Annotated in this window: 2 protein-coding genes; both read left to right on the top strand. The window is 57.6% G+C overall.

Features of this window, described 5'->3' with window-relative positions; genetic code table 11:
- Positions 1-790 (top strand): ABC transporter permease (locus AAAB35_RS15805; protein ID WP_340669242.1); only part of this gene is annotated, 790 nt, incomplete at its 5' end.
- The coding region (locus AAAB35_RS15800; RefSeq protein WP_340669241.1) for an ABC transporter permease at positions 787-1,420 on the top strand (634 nt) is incomplete at its 3' end. The genes AAAB35_RS15805 and AAAB35_RS15800, both read left to right, overlap by 4 nt.

The following is a 1,420-nucleotide window of genomic DNA, read 5'->3' as shown; positions in this document are numbered from 1 at the left end:
AAAGTATCATCTGAATGATCCGATCCCGGTTCAGTATGTGGCGTGGCTCGGTCAGATTGTGCGAGGCGATCTTGGCATCTCGCTACGTACGGAGCAGCCCGTACTTGGACTGATCGCGCAAAAGCTGCCGGTGACCATCCAGCTGGCAGCGTTTGCCATGGTCATTGCGTTTTTAATCGGCGTGCCTGCCGGCATCATGTCTGCGATACGCAAAGGCACGGCTACCGACTATGCAATCAACGTTGTGGCACTGTCGGGCCTTTCGATCCCCAATTTCTGGCTCGGCCTCATGCTCATTTTGCTGGTATCGGTGCAGTGGCAATTGCTCCCGGCTTCTGGCTACACTTCCCCCCTCGAGGATATCAGCCAGAACCTGCGCACGATGCTGATGCCGGCTTTCGTTCTGGGAACAGGGCTTGCCGGCGTTCTGATGCGCCATACGAGGTCGGCCATGCTCGGCGTGCTGCGATCTGATTATGTGCGAACCGCGCGAGCCAAGGGGCTTAACGAAAGGACGGTGATCCTGCGCCATGCGCTGAAGAACGCACTTGTTCCGATCATCACGCTCTCAACGCTGCTGTTTGGCGAATTGCTCGCCGGGGCCGTCCTGACCGAACAGATCTTCACCATTCCAGGCTTTGGCAAACTGATCGTCGACGCCGTCTTCACCCGTGACTATGCGGTCGTGCAAGGCGTGGTGCTTTGCACTGCTGTTGGCTTCATCGTGATGAACCTCATCGCCGACATTCTCTACATCGTCGTCAACCCGCGCTTGAGAGATGCAACATGAGTGCCGTCGCCTCTGTTCCAAAAAGCCCTTTCGGCCGCCAGCTGTCCAAATTCGCCAGGAACAGGGCGGCAGTTGCAGGGGCCGTCATTGTCGGCCTGTTTGTGCTACTTGCCGTCTTTGCGCCGCTCATTGCACCCCATGATCCGTTTCAGACGAGCTTCGCCACGATACGCAAGCCGCCTTCTGCCCAGTTCTGGCTGGGAACGGATGAGCTCGGCCGCGATATTTTCTCGCGGATGATCTTTGGTGCGCGCGCATCCTTGATGGCCGGCGGCGTGTCGGTGGTGATTGCCGTCATTGTCGGCGTGCCATTTGGGTTGCTCGCCGGATATTTCGGCGGCTGGATCGATAGCATCATTTCGCGCCTGATCGACGCGATGCTGGCCATTCCCTTCCTTATCCTCGCCATTTCACTGGCTGCATTTCTCGGCGCCAGCCTGACCAATGCCATGATCGCAATTGGTCTTTCCGCTGCACCAATCTTTGCTCGCCTGACAAGAGGCCAGGTTTTATCGGTAAAGGCAGAGGAATATGTCGAGGCGGCACAGGTTATTGGCCTCAGACACCCGCGCATCATCCTGCGCTACATACTGCCAAACTCCATCCCTCCGGTCATTGTCCAGGCGACGC

This window comes from Phyllobacterium sp., from assembly GCF_037994425.1.
In the GTDB taxonomy this organism is placed as follows: domain Bacteria; phylum Pseudomonadota; class Alphaproteobacteria; order Rhizobiales; family Rhizobiaceae; genus Phyllobacterium.
The sequence above is the reverse complement of the archived record's forward strand: the minus strand, read 5'-3'. Positions and strand labels throughout refer to the sequence as shown.